The 2,324-nt window shown below is 45.4% G+C and carries 3 protein-coding genes; 2 read left to right on the top strand and 1 reads right to left on the bottom strand.

Going from position 1 to position 2,324, the window contains the following annotated elements:
- Window positions 1-204 (top strand): hypothetical protein (locus H9647_RS25520; protein WP_225229585.1); only part of this gene is annotated, 204 nt, incomplete at its 5' end.
- A gap of 45 nt (window positions 205-249) precedes the next feature.
- Window positions 250-1,089: an ArdC family protein gene (locus tag H9647_RS25515; RefSeq protein WP_191805300.1), complete on the top strand. Its 840-nt coding sequence runs from the start codon at window positions 250-252 to the stop codon at window positions 1,087-1,089.
- An 84-nt stretch (window positions 1,090-1,173) separates the two neighbouring features.
- Here H9647_RS25515 and H9647_RS25510 read toward each other — a convergent pair whose 3' ends face one another.
- Window positions 1,174-1,677 carry a hypothetical protein gene (locus tag H9647_RS25510; protein ID WP_191805298.1) on the bottom strand — a complete coding sequence of 168 codons (504 nt, stop codon included), beginning with the start codon at window positions 1,675-1,677 and terminating at the stop codon, window positions 1,174-1,176.
- Window positions 1,678-2,324 lie beyond the last annotated feature (647 nt).

Raw genomic sequence — 2,324 nt, 5'->3', positions numbered from 1 at the left:
GTCCGTGAGTGGGCAGGGATGCTCAGAAAAGTAGATGAAAGAAAGCCGATCTATTACTGCATTTGGACGGTGAGAGTGAATGAATATCACCTGATAACGAACAAGATTCATGAACTAATGGATGCGGTCATAAGCGAGAGTTTGGTGACGTTTGAAATGGACATATCTTCAATTGAAGTTCGCGAAGAGCGAGAAGCAAATTAATCCGCTAAGCCGGGTTTCTCCCGGCGCAGAAAGGGGACTTTGACAATGGCAAAGAAGAAATCGGTATATGAAATTGTGACGGAACGGATTTTAGAACTGCTTGCGGCGGGTGTGGTGCCGTGGCGCAGACCGTGGGTCGTTAGTGGCGCGGTAAACTGGATATCACAGCGGCCCTACCGGGGAATTAATACACTGCTTCTGCCGCCGGGAGAGTACGCCACCTATAAGCAGATTACGGAAGCTGGGGGCAGTGTCAAAGGCGCTAAGTCTCAAATTGTTGTTTTCTGGCGGTGGTTAGAAAAAGAAGATGCGGATACCGGAGAAGCTGAGAAAATACCGATGCTTCGCTATTACCGGGTGTTTGATATAAAGGATTGCAAGGGCATAAAAAGCAAGCGGAAGGAGGTCAGTTTTGACCATGATCCTATTGCTGAAGCGGAAGCTATTGTAGACGGATATGCAGACGCTCCGCCTATCGGCTTCGCGTCAGGACGGGCTTATTATATGCCATCTCCAGACAGGGTCAGTGTTCCGCCTTTACAAGACTATCCAAAAGCAGAGGAGTATTATTTGACCTTATTTCATGAACTCATACACAGTAGCGGGCATCAGAGCCGTTTAAACCGGCCAGGCATTGAGGAATACGCCGCCTTTGGCGATGAAAACTATTCAAAGGAAGAACTTATAGCCGAGATTGGAGCAGCTATGCTTTGCGCTACATGCGGCATTGATAATAGCACCATCGAGAACAGCGCCGCTTATATTCAGTCATGGCACCGAAAACTTAAAAATGATCCAACGTTAATTGTAAAGGCCGCAGGACAAGCCCAAAAGGCGACAGATTATATATTAGGTACGACTTTTGACGAAGCAAATGGGGACTGAGAGGTAGGGGCTTTGCCCCTACGAATTGAGTTTCGCCAGGGGGATTCCTCCCCCTGGACCCCCTCTTCATTTAAATAAAATGCACTACTTCTTTTCCTTTTCTCGCTTCGCAGCTTTTATTAGTTCAAGATTTATTTTTGCAGTAGCCCACTGGATTAATGTGGGGATGGCAGTGCTAACGAGTTTATCCATAGATCCGAACCGTTTTCCTGTAAAGGGGCATATGTACTGGTCTTTTACTTCTACAATTACATTTTCCGCTTGGTTAGGATAGAGAACTCGAAACATTGACTCTTTTGCGGCATCTATGATGTCAGATGATAGTTGTTCATCCGTGCGGTCTAGATAAGTGTCCCAACATTCTTCAGCTAGAGGGCGAGGATAGGAGATGGGAATACGCTGCGTTTCCCATTCAGGTCTTAGGGTAACATCAGGCTGTTTTTTCATTTTATCTTTTAAAAAGGCAGCTACAGTCTTACCGGAATCTTCAATTTCTGTCCATTCTTCTGTGGTTAGCGTTAAGGAAACTTTTTTGGTAATTCCTTGAGAGGGACGGCCAACAGGGCGCGGATCATGAGTCTCGTTCACAAGTTTCACTCCTTATCTTTTGAGTAACTTTAATTATTATAATATAGGTTACTTAAATGATCGTCTTTAAAAAGTTTAGAGCAATAGCACTAGGTATATCCTTTTTTCGGATCTGGTTTCAACCTGGGCTTGGTTTTAACCAAGCCTTAAATAAATGGAGGTTTGAGGAAGCTTTTAAGGGATCTAGCTCTACCAGGGGGAACGATCTTGTTTCAGCTGGAGGTGCTTATTTTAAAGCAAGATAGAGACTTCACAGAAACAGAAAGATGTTAGGGCTGATGCTACCCGCTCTAAGGCGGCAAGACCACCCGTCTAAGAGCGGCTACGCACCGCTGCAGGGTTACTTAGGCCGATAACAAGAGCGCCTAACCCGGGAAACAAAGCATCCCGGATAAGGCGCTCTATGTTCCTGTCCTTCGCTTTACACCCCGCACGGAGCCAAGATCAAGGGCGCTTTGATGCGCCTCAGGGGAGATATGACAGCATAATGATAACGCTACGCTGTATCATTACAAGGCAATTTATAGTCGAAAACTTCTTAACCCAATTCTAAAACAGTAAGGATGAAGAAAGATGCGCTTAGGAGGGGTTTGATTTGATCGAAAAAAACAGGGACTGTATTGAACAAGCTAGAAAGCAGCTTAATG

It is taken from the genome of Paenibacillus gallinarum (assembly GCF_014836635.1).
GTDB classification, from domain to species: domain Bacteria; phylum Bacillota; class Bacilli; order Paenibacillales; family Paenibacillaceae; genus Paenibacillus; species Paenibacillus gallinarum.
The sequence above is the reverse complement of the archived record's forward strand: the minus strand, read 5'-3'. Positions and strand labels throughout refer to the sequence as shown.

Excerpts from the sequence above, each read along its gene's own strand:
- H9647_RS25515 (WP_191805300.1), top strand. The coding sequence starts at position 250 with ATGGCAAAGAAGAAATCGGTATATGAAATTGTGACGGAACGGATTTTA.